General features: G+C 45.9%; 12 protein-coding genes. 7 read left to right on the top strand and 5 right to left on the bottom strand.

Annotated features, from left to right (window positions below; genetic code table 11):
- The 3 genes from QUA57_RS20555 to cbiD form a co-directional block, all read right to left on the bottom strand.
- A partial coding sequence (locus tag QUA57_RS20555) for a two-partner secretion domain-containing protein (RefSeq protein WP_445304496.1) occupies nt 1-313 on the bottom strand: 313 nt, incomplete at its 3' end.
- Nucleotides 314-1,006: 693 nt separating this feature from the next.
- Complete coding sequence (guaA, locus tag QUA57_RS20560; protein ID WP_445304497.1) at nt 1,007-2,608, bottom strand: glutamine-hydrolyzing GMP synthase; 1,602 nt, start codon at nt 2,606-2,608, stop codon at nt 1,007-1,009.
- Between the two features lie 347 nt (nt 2,609-2,955).
- Nucleotides 2,956-4,077 (bottom strand): cobalt-precorrin-5B (C(1))-methyltransferase CbiD, encoded by a 1,122-nt coding sequence (gene cbiD / locus QUA57_RS20565; protein WP_333063353.1) that lies wholly within the window; start codon nt 4,075-4,077, stop codon nt 2,956-2,958.
- Nucleotides 4,078-4,790: 713 nt separating this feature from the next.
- On the opposite strand from cbiD, the gene QUA57_RS20570 reads away from it, so the two are divergent.
- From QUA57_RS20570 to QUA57_RS20585, 4 genes are all read left to right on the top strand, one after another.
- Nucleotides 4,791-6,224, top strand: a complete 1,434-nt coding sequence (locus tag QUA57_RS20570; RefSeq protein ID WP_333063352.1) for an MFS transporter — start codon at nt 4,791-4,793, stop codon at nt 6,222-6,224.
- Nucleotides 6,225-6,860: 636 nt separating this feature from the next.
- Nucleotides 6,861-7,904 (top strand): DUF2235 domain-containing protein, encoded by a 1,044-nt coding sequence (locus QUA57_RS20575; protein ID WP_333063349.1) that lies wholly within the window; start codon nt 6,861-6,863, stop codon nt 7,902-7,904.
- 75 nt (nt 7,905-7,979) lie between these two features.
- Complete coding sequence (locus QUA57_RS20580; protein ID WP_333063347.1) at nt 7,980-9,626, top strand: peroxidase family protein; 1,647 nt, start codon at nt 7,980-7,982, stop codon at nt 9,624-9,626.
- Between the two features lie 199 nt (nt 9,627-9,825).
- A complete protein-coding gene (locus QUA57_RS20585) occupies nt 9,826-11,028 on the top strand; it encodes a catalase (RefSeq protein WP_333063346.1) in 1,203 nt (400 codons plus the stop codon).
- A gap of 271 nt (nt 11,029-11,299) precedes the next feature.
- Here QUA57_RS20585 and rpsD read toward each other — a convergent pair whose 3' ends face one another.
- Nucleotides 11,300-11,908, bottom strand: a complete 609-nt coding sequence (rpsD, locus tag QUA57_RS20590) for a 30S ribosomal protein S4 (RefSeq protein WP_193975783.1) — start codon at nt 11,906-11,908, stop codon at nt 11,300-11,302.
- A gap of 196 nt (nt 11,909-12,104) precedes the next feature.
- Between rpsD and QUA57_RS20595 the strand changes: the two genes are divergently transcribed.
- Nucleotides 12,105-12,734: a hypothetical protein gene (locus QUA57_RS20595; RefSeq protein ID WP_333063345.1), complete on the top strand. Its 630-nt coding sequence runs from the start codon at nt 12,105-12,107 to the stop codon at nt 12,732-12,734.
- A gap of 119 nt (nt 12,735-12,853) precedes the next feature.
- Nucleotides 12,854-13,201 (top strand): rhodanese-like domain-containing protein, encoded by a 348-nt coding sequence (locus tag QUA57_RS20600; RefSeq protein WP_333063344.1) that lies wholly within the window; start codon nt 12,854-12,856, stop codon nt 13,199-13,201.
- 91 nt (nt 13,202-13,292) lie between these two features.
- Here QUA57_RS20600 and QUA57_RS20605 read toward each other — a convergent pair whose 3' ends face one another.
- Nucleotides 13,293-15,017: an AAA-like domain-containing protein gene (locus QUA57_RS20605; protein WP_333063343.1), complete on the bottom strand. Its 1,725-nt coding sequence runs from the start codon at nt 15,015-15,017 to the stop codon at nt 13,293-13,295.
- A gap of 300 nt (nt 15,018-15,317) precedes the next feature.
- Between QUA57_RS20605 and metK the strand changes: the two genes are divergently transcribed.
- Nucleotides 15,318-16,580 (top strand): methionine adenosyltransferase, encoded by a 1,263-nt coding sequence (metK, locus tag QUA57_RS20610; protein WP_333063342.1) that lies wholly within the window; start codon nt 15,318-15,320, stop codon nt 16,578-16,580.
- Nucleotides 16,581-16,665 lie beyond the last annotated feature (85 nt).

Below are 16,665 nucleotides of genomic sequence, written 5' to 3' on the forward strand. Positions count from 1 at the left end.
AAGCATCGCCACCCACAACTCGCCCTAAAATATTGCGGATAGTGGGTTCAGAAATAAAGTTAACAATTTGACCGTCTTTGAGTCCAAACTGCTGAAAGCTATGAAAGAGATTAGTGCCGTCTTGTGAGCGCTGTCCCCCGTTAATGTTAAATTGATTGCCGGAGGCATTAACAGCAGTTCCTGTGCCATCGGGAGACGGAGTAATTGGCTGTCCTGTAGCAGCAGGTGAGAATAGTAAAAAACCTAAAGATACCACCCAAGTATAAGTCAAAAGTTGCTGTTGATATCTTTGAGTTATTCTTGTTGTAATCATTAGACTTCTCCCTGATTTTTTTGCTGAACACGCTTAAATTATAATAAAACTTTTTCCTCAAAAAACATGAGTGGAGTTTAAGCTAAGCACGTTAAAAAGTGCGCTCTTAGCTCAAATGGTAAACTTTTATAGAACCCATTTGAGATCTAAGCGGCTGCAAGCCTTATCAGCATCAGCCTAATAACAATAGTCCGGATAGTTTTTAGTTCCTAGTCTGAAACCCGTGATTTTTCCTTGGTAGTTCGATTGCCCACTCGCCTTGAAAGCCATATTATACGGTTGGTTATCAAACACTGTCCGAAGTCTTGTAATAAAACAAAGATTAACCTTGGCAGTCGCATCAACTAGAGTTCTCTAAAAATTACTGACGAGGATTTTGCAAGTATCTATCCAAGCATTTGCCCGTTCTCTTCCCCTACCTTGCCACAACCGGAAAAAACAAGGATTCGAGGATGATCCACTCTTCGTCTGTGAGGCTGGTAGAGTAGGGAATAACTGCTGGATAGGAATTTTGCAGTCACTTTACTTCAATACAGTAAAAAATGTCAAATGGGTTCTATAAAAGCGATCGCCCTTCCCACTCCCTCAAGCCCCTGAAGCGTACCTATCTCACAGGGAATCGCCCTTTTATCCAAAATCAAAATAAGTAGACAGACAAAAAATTAGTCCGCCTACTTAATCGCTAACTACAAATCACTCCCACTCGATCGTTCCCGGTGGCTTAGAAGTAATATCGTAAACCACCCGGTTCACCCCCTTAACCTCATTCACAATCCGGTTCGAGATCAGTTCCAACAAATCGTAAGGAACCCGCGCCCAGTCAGCCGTCATCCCGTCTTCACTCTTAATAAATCGCAAGACGATCGGGTAAGCATAAGTGCGCTGATCGCCCATCACGCCTACACTGCGAATCGGCAGCAAAACTGCAAAAGCTTGCCAAAGTTCACCGTACAAGCCGTGCCGGTTAATTTCTTGGCGAACAATGAAGTCAGCATCCCGCAAAATATTTAGTCTCTCTGCGGTAACTTCTCCGATAATCCGAATCGCCAATCCCGGGCCGGGGAAAGGTTGCCGGTTCACGATTTCTTCGGGAAGTCCGATCGATCGGCCGACTTTTCGCACTTCATCCTTAAACAATTTTCGCAGCGGTTCAATCAGCTTAAATCGCAAATCTTTCGGCAAACCGCCGACGTTGTGGTGGCTTTTAATTTTAACAGCAACTCGTTCGCCACTTTTCGGGTCTGCATTAGTGTCAGCCGACTCAATCACATCAGGATAAAGAGTACCTTGGGCGAGGTAGTCGAAGGGGCCTAGACGCTTCGATTCTTCTTCAAATACGTTGATAAATTCGTGACCGATCCGCTTGCGTTTTACTTCAGGATCGGTAATCCCTTCAAGTTGAGCTAAAAAGCGTTCGCGAGCATTAACATACTCAACATCAATGTGGAATTGCTCTTTAAATAATTTTACCAACCGTTCTGGTTCATACTTCCGCATAAACCCTTGGTCGATAAACATACAGGTAAGTTGGTCGCCGATCGCCTTGTGCAGCAAGAAAGCCAAAGTAGAAGAATCTACACCACCGGATAGAGCCAGCAAAACTCGTTTATCCCCCACTTGCTCTCGAATTTCTCGAATCGATTCCTCCACAAAAGTAGTGGTCGTCCAAGTCGGTTCGCACTCGCAAATGTGGTAAACAAAATTGCGAATTAAAGCTATTCCCCCGATCGAGTGAACTACTTCTGGGTGAAACTGAACGCCGTACAAATTTTTCTCGTGGTGAGCAACAGCAGCACACGGAGTATTGTCAGTGTGAGCGAGGATCTCAAAACCCCGCGGCAGTTGAGTACACGAGTCTCCGTGGCTCATCCACATCGTGCTGCCCTCTTCGACATTTGTCAGCAAATCCGTAGGATCGTCAATAAATAGCGATGCCTTGCCGTATTCCGCTAATTTCGAGCGCTCAACCGTGCCTCCGAGCTGCTTTACCATCAACTGCATCCCGTAGCACACTCCCAACACCGGTATTCCCAAATTCCAAATTTCTGGGTCGCAGTGGGGTGCTTTTTCATCGTATACAGAACTCGGGCCTCCTGAAAGAATAATTCCTTTAGGATTGATAGCTTTTAACTGTTCTGCTGTAGTCCGGTAAGAAATAACTTCTGAATATACTTGAGTTTCGCGAATTCGACGAGCAATCAGTTCGGAATATTGCGAACCGAAGTCGAGAATCACGATGATCTGGCGCTCTATCTGCTCCAGAAAAGAGTTTGCGAGAACGGATTCAGTTTCTATTTGAGTAGTCACGGTTATTGCGTAATTGCTAAGTGCTAATTGGGCATAAAGTAGGGGAGGTATTTGTCGCTGCTTCAGTACAAGACTGAGAAAGGCGAGCAAGCATTAGTCGCTAGGAATAAATCTTATTTATACTAGATTGCAGTCAGCGATGTTAGTCGATTAATAGGGTCGAGACCAAGCATAGATTTACTTCAATCCTTACCCTAATTAATTGAACTCTTGCGTCAAAAACTGCGTCCCCAAGCAACCTAGTATAATTAAGGTCTAGGGACAAAGAATTATTAGTTGTTAAATATTATCCCTGAGCGATGTTTTAAACAGAATTCAGGGATATTCACACTACATTAACAAATTTGGGTCAAAAATGTATCTCCTATATCACTTTTAACAATAATTTTGCGATCGCGCCCGAACATCACCGAGCCCACGGGGATGTGCAAGTTAGTGTGAGTAAAAATGCAATCCGATGACCGCAAGTCTATTTGTCGGGCGATGTCGCCGTAAATTCGATCGACCCAATTGCTCCCAAACTCCGCGTCTAAAGCCCGCAGTTGCCCGAGAGCCTCTTCGGCTGTCGCTGCGGCAAAAATTGCGGAACAAGCATCGGCAGGCATTCCAGCCTTAGCACAGTAAGCTGTGAGAATTTCCCTGCGCCCGTCAGCGAGGTGGTGGTGAGTGTGAAAAATTCCCGCAGCCAATTTCATCAGTTTCCCGTGATAGCCAAACAGCAAAATTGACTGCACGCCTTGATATCCTGCTTCTACCAGCAGCGGGCCGAGCCAGTTAGCGGTTTTGACTAGCCTCTCAGGATTAATCCCCAGTTGTCGCGCTAAATCCAAGCCGTTTTCGCCGATGCAGAAAACCAAACAGTCAAACAGTTCGGCTTTTTGTTGCAGTTGTTCGCGGTAAAGTTCCAACTGTCCAGGGGCACTCAGCGGTTGAGAAATGCCTGTTGTACCCAGCAGCGAAAGTCCTTCTACCACGCCGAAAGCTTCGTTAGAAGTGCGGGTGGCTAGTTGCCGCCCAGACGGCAAAATCAGGGTGACAGTAATTTTTTCGGACGGTGAGAGTTCTAGGCTCAGATTCGATCGCAACAGTCGCATTGCGTAATCATAGATCGCCGCTCCTCCACCTGCTTTATGATGTCCAATTCCCTCCCCGCCAACAATCTGTATTTGTTCCCCCTCTCCTTCTCTCCGCAATTCCACCATTGCCCAAACGGGGGTATTGCGAGTCAGATCGAGATTTTCCCCCGGATCGGAGCGAGTCACGGCTAAAGCGGTATCAGTTTTGAGTACAGACGCCTGTTCGATCGGAATTTCTGCCGTTATTTGCGGTTCCAGTAAATTTACTGATACGCTATCTAGAAAGTGAATACCCTCACGCAAGCACCGCAAAGCTGCAAGTGCGGCCGCACAGGCAAATACTGGCAGTGTATACCCGGATAAAGGTTGAGTTTTGGTCACGCTCAAATGCACAAATACGTAAATTTGCTGGCGATCGACATCACGCCTTAGCACTGATACCCCTCAAACATTTAAGTTTAATTCTAGGGTTTGCTATTATCTGCAGTTAGCGTAATTTTTGTCAACTATAATTTTGTCCTGTGAGTTGCCTGGAAGCAAGCAAAACTTTTTTGAGGTGTGTTAGCGAAGCCCTCGTAGAGGATCGCCAATAAGCCACTCCCAAGCTTTAGCGGCACCTGGGGGCGATTTTCACAAAAAACCCGGACTCTTGATCGCGAGCGCTGGCACGAACAAACGGATTCCACGAATGAGGTAGAAATAGTTAGCAGCTATACTCCGCAAGTCGATCGTCTTTCATTTTATAGATTTAGCTAGCCGTAAAGATTTGAGAACCCAGTGAACTCGCGCGAAATTTGCTTTGGCGCTTGGGGCGACTTGTTTGAGGCGGAGTTCGAGCAATTTTTGGCAGGCGAAATGCTGCGATCGCTTCCTGGTTAAGCCCTAAAACCTACTTTTTTACACTTAGCATATTTATATCTCCCAACCGGTTGATGTCCTATCGATCGCAAGTCATTTATATTGATCGGAATTACCCGGACGTGCCAGTCCTACTTTTGAGCTAACCTCTTGAAGGTGGGGCTGGTTTTATCTAACCCTGTTACTTCAATTCTCCAATCTAAAATTTAAAATCTAAAATCTAAAATCGATTGACTATGTTTGAACCAGTTGCAGAGTTAAATGAACCTCTATCTCTTCAGGCTCCTGAAATACTAGACAATCAAATATCTCAGCTCGTTTTACCTCCACAAACTGATCTCAAAATTTCTAAACAAGAGGTTCGATCAACCCTGAAAGCCTCAACTCTAGACGGCGTTTTTGCGGCTGTCTTCGAGTCGGCGACTGGCGGCGTGCTGCTGAGCAACTTCTTGCTGCAACTCGGGGCGAGCAGCGTGGAAATAGGTATATTCTCGGCTATTCCGATGGTGGTAAATCTCCTGCAACCACTAGGAGCCTACATCGCAGACCGCACAACCAGCCGCCACTGGTACAACCTATTTGTATTCGGCGCGTCGCGGCTGCTGTGGCTGGTGCTGGCGGTGGTAATTGTTTGGGGTTCCCAGCACGCAGACCCCCACCAACTGCTGCAATGGACGCTGGTAACAGTCGTAGCAGCTAGCGTGCTGGCAGCTTTTGCCAATTCTAGCTGGTTCAGTTGGATGGCTGCTGTGGTTCCTCAGCGCTTGCGGGGACGCTATTTTGGCTTTCGCAACAGTGCTGTCAGCCTCATCACTTTGCTGGGAGTACCGTTGATGGGATTGGGAGTGTCAACTTGGGACGGCGGTCCAATTTTGGGCTACGGTATTGTTTTATTGGTGGGTGTTTGGGCGGGAATGATTAGTTTGGGGTGTCAATTCTTTATGGTTGATGTGAATCCCCACGTATACAAAAAAGATGCACAGAATGATCGACTTACAGAGAAAGAAGCCAAGAAAATAACAGATTTTGTACCTTCAGTGCTGAAAGATTCTAATTTTTTAATGTTTATTCTTTACTTCAGTGTGTGGACATTTGCTATTAATCTCAGCGCGCCTTTTTTTAATATCTACTTGCTGAAAGATTTAAGCTTGGATGTGAGTTTGGTAACGATTTACACCAGCTTAAGTTCCGGCGCCAATCTACTGCTGCTGATGTTTTGGGGTAAGTTGGCCGATCGCTGGGGAAATCGCCCGCTGCTAATTGCGGTTGGGCTGGTGGTGGCCCTAACGCCTTTGCTGTGGTTGGGTACGGGCAATTACCCGTTTGCCCTATGGGTGTGGCTGCCGCTGCTGCACTTGTTGGGGGGAACGACTTTAGGCGCGATCGGGCTGTGTACTAACAATATTCAAATGGAGATAGCGTCGATCAAGCAACCTTCAACTTATTTTGCGATCGCCGCAGCGGTTTCGGGATTAGCTGGGGCTTTGGGAACTACTGCCGGCGGCTTTCTTGCCGAACTTCCGGGCATGAGTTTGGGCTCACTGTTTGCCCTTTCGGCTGCTGTGCGGCTGGTAGGCTTGCTGCCTTTGCTTTTGGTGCGAGAACCTCGTAGCCAGTCGCTGCGGTCGATCGTCCCGACTTTTGGACGTTTCAAATTTAACCGGGGCTAGGAAATTTTCGCACAAATTTCCCGATCGAGAAACCAGAAAAGCCCACAGATTGTTAAAAACTTCCAGCACATCGCAGAAAATCTGAGAGTCGCTGCAACAAATTTTAATCTAAAACCTAGTTCACATCTGTTATCTGTTCGGCCAATACCTCACTATTATCTTGCAGCTAACTGACAAATTGATCGGATATAGCTGTTCTCAAAACTCACCAGGCAGAGCATAAATGTGTTTAAATGTTTGTTAGCTATGGCGTCGGAGCGCTACTCCTGTTAGGAGAATCGAGCCTTTTCCCAGAATCAAAGCTACTATTTCACGCTCTACATTTTTTAGGTTTTAAGATAATCGAGCCTTTTCCCAGAATTAAAGCTACTATTTCACACTGTAAACATTTTAATTTAAGAATCATAAATAAAATTTAAATTTTAATACAACCAACTAGACTAGATGGTGTTTTGGGACTAATATCCTGAAAATCGAAATAGCTAAAGATTGCCCAGCCAGATAACAATAGGGTCGAGCAAGAAATTAGGAGGGCTCGCCTGACGCGACAGAAAAATGGGAAGTGGCAATTCTCTTCTAACCGATTACCAATGACAGGTCGCTATCAAATCTCAAATTCAAAGAGAGAATATAAAAATGACGAAGCCAGGGAAACGTCTGATAGTTTGCTGTGATGGAACTTGGAACAAACTAGATACTCAGTGCCCAACTAATGTGGTTAAGCTTGCCCAGGCCGTGAAACGGACAGCCAGTGACGGGGTTCCGCAGATCGTGTTTTATGACGAGGGAATTGGAGTAGATAGTAACAAGATTGTGGGCGGAGTCACTGGGCTGGGAATCGATAAAAATATACAAGATGCCTATCGTTTTCTTTCTTTCAACTACGATCAGGGTGACGAAATCTATCTATTCGGGTTCAGTCGCGGTGCTTACACAGTCAGGAGTCTAGCGGGGATGATCTATTGCTCCGGTCTCCTATCCCGCCGTAACGTTACCATGGCATCACCAGCTTACGAGCTTTACCGTAAGCGAGAGATTTCACCAAAGCATCCGGAAGCAAAGAGTTTCCGCGAAAAGTACGGCAAAGATAAGGGCGATCGCGTCCCGATTACCTTGCTTGGTTGTTTCGACACCGTTGGAGCCCTTGGTATTCCTGTTGTACCCGCCTTCAGGAAGTTTGAGGGACAGCTCAAAGCAAGGTACAAATTCCACGACACCACTTTAAATAAGGATATTGAGAATGCGGTGCACGCCGTTGCGATCGACGAAATTCGCGAAGTCTTTGATGTTACCCTGATGAAGAAAAATCCTGATGCCCCGAACCAGAAGCTTCGTCAAGTTTGGTTTCCAGGCGAACATGGCTGCATCGGCGGTGGTACGCCAGCATACCGCGGGTTATCAGATGCTGTCTTGAAGTGGATGTTTGATCAAATCAGTGACCTTGAATTGAAGCTTGAATTCGAGCCAGAGGCCATTGAGGATATCAAGCCTGATTATAAGGTTCCATTTCAAAACAATCCTGGGTTCTTCAAATTGGCAGGAATCAAGTGGCGCGAGGTGGGGGATACCATTGACGATCTTCATGAAAGCGCGATCGAGCGATTAAAAAAACGCCAAGACTATCGGCCTAAGAATCTGCAAAAGATTCTCTCCAAAGTAATTGAAAATATAGAAAAATGATAAAACTTTATCAAGCTCTCACAACCGAACATAAGAAGACGATCTAATCTACAACAATCGAAAGGAAAAGCAATCATGACAAGAGATACATCTAGAGATGGATTGAGCAACAAAGCTTTAGCATATACGTTGACTCATTTCAAACCTATTTGGGATTTAGTTCAAAGTTACGAGCCTCTGAAACGTAAACTAAACAAATTTTTTCTCAATAGTATCATTTACAAACTTCCGACTCGCCCGCTTCCCTATAGCTTAATGGGCTTAGATCCCAAAATTCCAGGGACAGATATTCCCAAAAAAACTGATACCTACATCTCTTGGGATTCACTTACAGACAAGACTTATACGGGGCGACATTTACCTCCCGACCCAGAATTTAACAAAGAAGGGAATTTACCACCACTGGACAAATTAAAGACCTTATTCCAAAAAAGAGATGGAAAAACCATTTATTCGGAAAAATCGACTCTGCTCTTCCCCTATTGGGTGCAGTGGTTTACAGATAGTTTTCTGCGGATAGATCAGCAAAACCGCTTCAAAAATACCTCCAACCATCAGATTGATATGTGTAATGTTTACGGGTTGACCCGCAAACAAACAAATATGCTCAGATCTTTCAAAGACGGTAAATTTAAAACCCAAAAACTCAAGCGCAAAGATGGCGTAGAAGAAGAGTATCCACTCTTTTATTATGCTGATCCTGAGCAGGGTATTATCGATCCTCAATTTGAAGGTCTTCATGCACCCCTTAATGATGAGAAAAGACAACCCCCCGAAAAGAAAGGCAAGCTATTTGCAATGGGAGTTGAACGGGCAAACGTCCAAATTGGCTATGTCATGCTCAACACTTTATGTATCAGGGAGCATAATCGAATTTGTGATGTTTTGTCCAAAAGCTATCCGGAATGGGACGATGAGAGGCTCTTCCAAACCGCGAGAAATATTCTCATGGTGATTGTTCTCAATATCATTATGGAAGAGTACATTTTCCACATTACGCCCTATAATTTTAGGTTTTTTGCCGATCCTGAAGCTTTTACCAAGGAAAGTTGGTATCGAGAAAATTGGATGGCTATTGAGTTTAGTTTTGTCTATCGCTGGCATAGTGCGATTCCGGAAACCTTTATCTATGACGGCCAAGAAAAATCCATGTACGATTCCCTCTGGAATAATCAGATGTTAATTGATAAAGGGTTGGGTGCATTGATGGAAGAAAGTTGTTCCCAACCAGGCACTAGAATTGGTTTGTTTAACACACCTGATTTTAAGATCGCAGGAACACCCTATACATTTATTGATGCTACCGAACTAGCATCTGTTAAACTCGGACGGCAGGCGCAGTTAGCCAGTTATAACGATTACCGCGAAATGTGTGGTTATCCCAGGGTGACTGATTTCAATCAAATTACGGGTGACGAATACGCTCAACAGAAATTAAAAGAGTTGTACGGTCATGTTGATAAGATTGAATTATTTGTCGGATTGTACGCTGAAGATGTCCGGAAAAATTCAGCAATTCCGCCTTTAGTAGCACGGATAATTGGCATTGATGCTTTCTCCCAAGCTTTAACTAATCCTTTGTTATCGCCTAAAGTCTTCAATAAGGAAACTTTTTCAGAGGTTGGTTGGGAAATTATCCAAAATACCAAAACAGTCTCTGATTTAGTGAATCGTAATGTTCCTCCAAGCGATCCCAAGTACAAAGTCTCCTTCGATCTTTAACTTGTAGCTGACAACTAAGACTCAAGGTAGTGGGGAGCGCAAACACACCTGCGCCCTCAAAAATGAGGAATAAAAAGGCGATCTTTTCGCAAGCACTCGGCTACGGCAATTCGGAAGCAATTGCACCAGCAGTTATACTGTTTAACAGATGCAACGGTTTGTGTAGAACCTTTTTTAGCGATTAACCGAAGGTTATGTTATGAACAAAAAGTTATTTACCGAATATCCGGAACAGGACGAGATAAAATACTACGATCTTCTGGTTGAGCAGGCCAAGCTTCGGATGGATAATCTTTACGGCAATAAGGAGCGGGCGCTGCGAGATACTCACGCCAAAACTCATGCCTGCGTTAAAGGAACTCTGGAAATTTTTGACTTTGATGAGGAAGCGATTAAACGGGAATTGGGCAAACGCGCTTCTTTAACTTCTTCGCAACTCAATGCTATTTCCCTTAAGCAAGGTTTGCTAGCAAAGCCCAAAGAATATCCTGTTTGGTTGCGATTTGCTAACGGTGCTACCAAAGTATACCCTGATTACCAAAAAGATTCGCGCTCAATTTCTGTGAAAGTAATGGGGGTGGAAGGGGAACGACTGGCGCAAAGTCACGAGTCAAAAACCCAGGACATCATTGTTCACAATTCAGAGATATTTGTGAGCCAAACAATCAAAGACTACTACGGCTTTTTTTCTGCTCTGGTTGAATCACCAGAGACATTGAAAAAGTGGCTAATTCGACATCCCAGACACTTTCTAGCGGTGTCAACCCTTACGGGTAGCCGGACTCCGAAGAGTTTGCTAACAGCCAAATATTGGAGCGGTTCACCCTCTGCTTTGGGTCTCCATCCCGATTTCGATCCCTCCCAGCCTGGTCTAGTTCCTGTGGAATACCCTGCTGTAATTAAGTATGGGTTTACTCCGGTTTCAGGCAAACCACCGCACGAGATAATTCCAGAACAATCTCGACCGGGAATTCCTAAAATTCCCTTTGTCGATCGCGCTAAAGCCTTGGGTTTAGATCCCAATCAACCAGACAATTATTACCGGGACGATCTAATTCAAGCCCTGGCGAAACCTGATGCCCAATACTTTTGGGATTTTGGCATTCAGTTCCAAACCAGCCTAAAAATGCCGATCGACGATGGCATCAATGTCTGGAAGGAAAAGGATTCACCCTTCTTGAGAGTAGGTCGTCTCACCGTCAAGCATCAGATTATTGATTATGAAAAACAATCTGATTTCAACGAAAACCTGAGATATTCTCCCTGGAACGGCTTAGCAGTTCATCGTCCAGTAGGTGCGATCAATCGGATACGCGGTGTTGTTTACCCGGTTGTAGCGAATTATCGCCTTCAAAAGCGAGGTCTTGTCCACCAAGAACCAACCGGAGAAGAAACATTTTAAAGGAAAAATTTGGGGGTCGGACATCATTTAATGCCCTCAGCCAGGTCTCGTCTGAGCAAATGGCAATTCAAGGAAGTTAACCAGCGAAACCTTCAAAAAATCCCATCCCTTTTTAGGGGTGGGAGTGTTGAAAATTATGAATTCTTAGTCCTCAGTCCTTAGTCCTTATTATTCAGTAGCAATTAATCAATAACTGGGTTCGTACCCAATTATTAATTATTCTGCTAGCAACCAACTGATGACTAATGACCAACGACTGATGACTAATAACTTACGCTTGCCGTGAGTAGTATTCCACCACTAGCAGTTCGTTAATCTGTAGAGCAATCCACTCGCGTTCGATAACGCCGTTAACTTTGCCAATTAGTTTTTGCTTATCAAATTCCAAGTGATTCGGCAAGTGAGCCAAGCCTGGGTCTTTGAGATTAGCTTCTACCATTGTGCGCGAGCGCTCTCTATTTTTCACCGCAACCACATCACCAGGCTTGCACTGATAGCTGGCGATATTGACTTCACGGTCATTGACAGTTATGTGACCGTGATTTACCAATTGTCTAGCAGACGGAATGGTTGGAGCCATTCCCATCCGAAACACAGTATTGTCCAAGCGCATTTCCAAAAATTGCAGTAACACTTGACCTGTGGAGCCCGTGACACGGCGGGCTTTGCGGACATAACGGAGCAGTTGGCGTTCCGTCACACCGTAATTGAAACGGAGTTTTTGCTTTTCTTGCAAGCGAACCGCATACTCAGAGAGCTTTTTGCGGTTTTGACCGTGCTGTCCAGGCGGATAATCTCGTCTGGGGGTTTTGCGGGTTAGACCCGGCAACTCTTTCAGGCGACGGACGATTCTCAATCGGGGGCCTCGATATCGAGACATTTATTTTCCTCTCTAATATCTGTATGCAATTTTATGCAGACTCTATATTATATGTTGGTAACGGTCAAAATTCAAATAAAGATCGATAAAAAAACGATCGACCGCAGCGCGAGCCATAATGTGAGGTAAATTCTGAAGGACAAGCCGATCGATCGATCGCCCCAATCAGCCAAAAAAACTCACTACTCGATCTGCCATGCACAACCGAAATTTTTCCCGCACTTCTTCCCCAAAACCAGCACCGACAGGCTCAAGCCCTACCGCGCGCTGGATTTTGGCTCTCGGCACGCAGCTAGCAGCACTTGGTTTGTTAGCCACAGCACTGCCAATCTCACCAGCTTCAGCCATCACTATTAGAATCCCTCGCTCTAGGAATCCCTATCGCGTCTGCGCCCTGGAACTAATCGAAGCCGGAGTGGGGGCAGAGGCCGCCGCCGCCGCTTGTGCTGACGCCCTCCGCCCCCGCGACATATCTAGATGCGCCCTCCAAATCAACCGCAAAACCAATATTTCTGGTGTCGAAGCGCTCTCTAGCTGTCGGCGGGTGAGGCGTCCCAAGGAATTGGCTACTTGCGTAGTGAATATTAACGGCAAAAGTCGAACTCAACCTGCGGCTCCCCTGGTAGTGCTTGATGGATGCCGCCGCAGTTTATTGCCACAACAGTTTGCTGAATGCGTAGTCGGTTTGAGCGGCAGGCTCGACTTTCCCACTGACCGGTTAATCGCCACTTGTCTTGACCCCAGCGACAGCGTGAGCCAGTTGGACGGGCGCCCTGCACCTAGCCCTCCTGTGGAGCTAATTCCACCGCCTTCGCCCATCAATTAATAACGGTTGACTGTTGACTGTTGACTGTTAACGGTTGACTGTTGACTGTTAACGGTTGACTGTTGACTGTTAGCTGATGACTAATGGCTAATGACTGATGACTACTTTTTCCTAATCAAATGTCAGAAATTTTTTCTCAAATTACAGTCGAAGAATTAGCTCGCCAATTAGCAGAAACCAATGCTGAGAAATTGCAGCTTGTAGACGTGCGGGAACCTTACGAAATTGAACTCGCGGCGCTGCCGGGATTTGTAGCTTTTCCGCTGAGCGAGTTTGCCGAATGGTCTGGTGAAATTGACGCTAGACTCGATCGCGACAAAGAAACCCTAGTTCTGTGCCATCACGGAGTGCGATCGGCTCAAATGTGCCATTGGTTAACTGAGCGAGGATTTACCAACGTTAAAAATATTGTTGGCGGCATAGATGCTTACTCAATCGTGGTCGATCGAACCGTCCCCCGCTATTAACATCAAGTCCAGTTCTTAACTATGTTTTTTTCAGAGTCCGCGCAGGCGGACTTTGTGTGTGTATAAATCGATTATATTCCCCCGGAATGAGCTAATTCACAGCAGCAAATCGAAAATTTAAAAGCGTACTCATCGTGAGCCGATCGCGCCCCTGCCTTTTCGAGTCATAAAGAGCCTCATCAGCCGCCAGTAGCAGCGTTATTGCATCATTTTCCTCGCTCGGAACAACGCTGGCAATTCCTAAACTAATCGTTACCACAGAATTAGGCAGACCGTCAAGACTCTTCGGGTTAAAAACAATATTCAAATCTTTCACTTTCGCTCTAATTTGTTCGGCAACAACCACAGCCGCCGACGCATCAGTTTCAGGTAAAATCACAGCAAACTCCTCGCCACCGTAGCGAGCAGCTACATCAGCAGGACGCTGGAGCGATCGGCGAATTGTCTGAGCTACTAATCGCAAACAATCATCTCCTGCTTGATGTCCGTAGGTATCATTATATATTTTGAAATAATCGAGATCGCACAAAATTAAGGATATCGGAGAACCCTCGCGAGCCATGTGTTTCCATTCGGTTCGCAAGCAACTATCAAAATACCGTCTGTTGCCAATTTGAGTAAGTTCGTCCACATTCACCAAAGCTTGCAGCCTTTGATTTTCTTGCTGCAACTCCTCCAACCCAACAGCCGACCACTTGTCCTCGCACAAATTTTGCTCTTGAAAATACAGCCGATATAATTCGCAAGACAAACGACAGCTATTTCCCTCTAGTTTGACCAGTCCCATGCTGTCTAACTGATAAGCCATCAAAGGTTCGAGGTGAATGCTATTTTTAGCATAGACAATTTGTTGGAATGCGGAGGCGAGTTCGGGCTGCTGTTGAATGGCGATCGACTGATTTTGCAAGTAGTCGCTATAAATTCCGCTGTGAGTAGGAGCTGCTGTTAACAGTTCTGCCAACTCGGCTCGCCCCAGTTCCTCCCCTGGCTCATCCCGATCGACGGACAGGCGGTTTTGTTGCAAAATTGCCAGGTGATACAGCGCTAAATGTACTAAATAAGGATGCCCGCCTACCATTTTCATTAATTGCTGTATCGGATCGCGATCGCTCCAGTTTAGTCCGTATCTGCCCGCCAAATCTTGAACTTGTTCCGCACTAAATTCTGAGAGTTTAATCGGCATTCCTACATTAAATGGAGATTGATTAACATTCAAATCAATATAAATTGCTGTTGAATGAATAACCACGGTGCGGAGTTTTTGCCAAGTTGGGCTACCGCGAGCTTGTTCGTACCAAAAACGGATCACAGACAGAAAATCTTGAGCAATATTGGTGCGTTCAAATACTCGATTTATTTCGTTGATCGCCAAGACAACAGGACTGTCAATTTGTGCGAGCAAATAGTTTTCAAAGTAAATAGTGCAGCTTACCTTGCTGCCCATATCTTCATCCCAGAATTCATCAATATTTGGTTCGAGTTTGAGTTGCCGAGCGACATTGACACAAAGCCAGCGCAAAAATTTATCTAAACTACCAAAAACTGCTGTGTCGGCTTGCTGAAAGTCTAAAGTTACTGTGCGGTATCCACGATCGACTGCCCCGTCAATTATCCGCAGCATCAGCGAACTTTTGCCCATTTTTTTGGGAGCTTTAATGCGAACGAGGCCTCCGGGTTTGCTAATTTCTGCACAGGCCAGGGCTTCGGCCCCTGAGCGCTCAATATAAAATGGAGAGTCAAGCGGTATCGGGCCGCCGGGAAAATATAGCTCGGCAACTGTTTGGATCGAGTTTGGTGATTTTTGGAGTCCTGCCATAATCCTTGCACAAGGCGATACCCTGACTGTATCTTACCTTTGTCAGGTTAGTAGGTAGACCAGCGGTGTCCAAGATCGATCGACAATCCTAAAAAATCTAAGTTTTTAGGGACTTCCCGGAACTGACTTTGCTATAGTAGTGTCACTTTACCCAATCTCAAACCCTGCTTCAACACTTCTCCAGACCGACAAAAATTCGACGGTAGCCCAGACGCGATCGTTCTTGGCCTTTACCGGAAAAATAACTCGTCGGTCGTCGAGATCGCGCAGGAAGAGCCCCTATCTAAGGAGAAATAATCATTGTCACGCCGCTACCTGTTTACCTCTGAATCCGTCACTGAAGGCCATCCCGATAAAATCTGCGATCAAATTTCAGATACGATTTTAGATGCCTTACTGACTGAAGACCCTAAAAGCCGCGTCGCAGCCGAAGTTGTCGTCAACACCGGCTTAATGCTGCTGACTGGCGAAATTACCACTAAAGCTCAGGTAAATTACATAGAATTAGCCCGGAAAAAAATAGCCGATATTGGCTACATCCACGCTGACAACGGCTTTTCGGCCAATAGTTGCTCAGTGTTGGTGGCTCTTGATTCTCAGTCTCCCGATATTGCTCAAGGGGTGAACACAGCCCACGAAAGCCGGGAACAATCGAGTGAAGAGGAATTGGACGCCATCGGCGCTGGCGACCAAGGTTTGATGTTCGGTTTTGCTTGCAACGAAACGCCGGAAATGATGCCTCTGCCGATCAGTTTAGCGCACCGGATTTGCCGTCAACTGGCAGCAGTCCGCAAAACCGGTCAGTTATCTTACCTGCGTCCCGACGGCAAAAGCCAAGTTACAGTCATCTATGAGGACGGCAAACCTGTTGGCATAGATACAATTTTAATTTCTACGCAGCACACCGAAACGATCGGCGACATCACAGACACAGCGACAGTTCAAGCCAAAATCAAAGAAGACCTGTGGACTGCGATCGTCCAACCTGTGTTTGCCGATATTAGCGTGAAGCCAGATGCAGAAACTCGCTTCCTTGTCAACCCCACCGGCAAATTTGTGGTCGGCGGGCCTCAAGGAGATTCGGGTTTGACCGGCCGCAAAATTATTGTGGATACCTACGGCGGCTATTCCCGCCACGGCGGCGGCGCTTTTTCTGGGAAAGACCCCACCAAGGTAGACCGCAGCGCGGCTTATGCTTGTCGCTACGTTGCTAAAAATATCGTAGCGGCTGGTTTGGCCGAAAAGTGCGAAGTGCAGTTGAGTTATGCGATCGGCGTTGCGCGGCCGGTTAGCATGATGATCGAAACTTTTGGCACTGGAAAAGTTGATGACGATCGCCTTTTAGAAGTTGTGAAGCAGCATTTTGAACTGCGTCCTGCGGGCATCATTCAGGCATTTAACTTGCAGAATTTGCCTGCTGAAAGAGGTGGCCGTTTCTATCAAGATGTGGCGGCTTACGGTCACTTCGGACGCACTGATTTAGATTTGCCTTGGGAGGAAACTGATAAGGCGGAACTTTTGAAAGAAGCTTTGAGCCAGAAGTTGTCTGGAGTAGCTGGATAGTACAATTTTGGGGTGCGCGCAGCGCACCTTATCCATAAATAATATCGGGTGCTACCAATGAATGTAGGGTGCGTACTCCGCACCT

This window comes from Microcoleus sp. Pol7_B2 (assembly GCF_036701035.1).
In the GTDB taxonomy this organism is placed as follows: Bacteria; Cyanobacteriota; Cyanobacteriia; order Cyanobacteriales; family Microcoleaceae; genus Microcoleus.